This window comes from Maribellus luteus (assembly GCF_003576475.1).
Classification (GTDB): Bacteria; Bacteroidota; Bacteroidia; order Bacteroidales; family Prolixibacteraceae; genus Draconibacterium; species Draconibacterium luteum.
In genome coordinates, this window is sequence record NZ_QWGR01000169.1 from 1 (window position 1) to 586 (window position 586).

General features: G+C 63.5%; 1 protein-coding gene. It reads left to right on the plus strand.

Annotated features, from left to right (window positions below; translation table 11 throughout):
- Positions 1–243: hypothetical protein (locus D1614_RS28455; protein ID WP_119440517.1), on the plus strand; the 243-nt coding region annotated here is incomplete at its 5' end.
- Positions 244–586 lie beyond the last annotated feature (343 nt).

The window sequence follows — 586 nt, forward strand, 5'->3', positions numbered from 1 at the left end:
ATGAAGGCGGAAACCTCCGCGTCGTCCCGGCGCGGCCATGACAAGCCGATCAGCGCGATGGAGACAAGCGCAGCGCAAGCCAGTGCGGCGATCAGCATGATGGGCACGCCGGGCGCGCAGGGCGATGCCGGCGAATGGCGACGCCAGCCGGTTGGTCCACGTGTATTCCCCGTTGGTTTGTTGTTCTTGCAGTGTATCGGGCGCGGTTGTCGGGTGAATGACCGCGTGTTGCGCCCCGATTAGCCGCCGATTCTATCGGCAGGAAATGTAAAAACTGAAGGCCCGTGCGGCTTTGCGGCGCCCGGCTGCGCCGTTGCGTGCCGGCATGCGTATATCGATCTGCCAATGAATTCGTTTGCGCAGCGCAACAATCCCCCTACGCTTGACCCCCTAAAAATCATCTGGGGGTTGTCATGCAAGCAAGCGTTTCGCGCGCATTCTCGTTGTCGGGTCTGGCGCCGGCATTGGCAAAATCGTCGCGCCAGGTGGTGGGGGTGGTCATCGGGGCCGCGCTCGCGGTGGCCGTGCTGCACGCGCCGCAAGCCCACGCCGACAAACTGGACGACATCAAGAAGGCGGGCGTGCT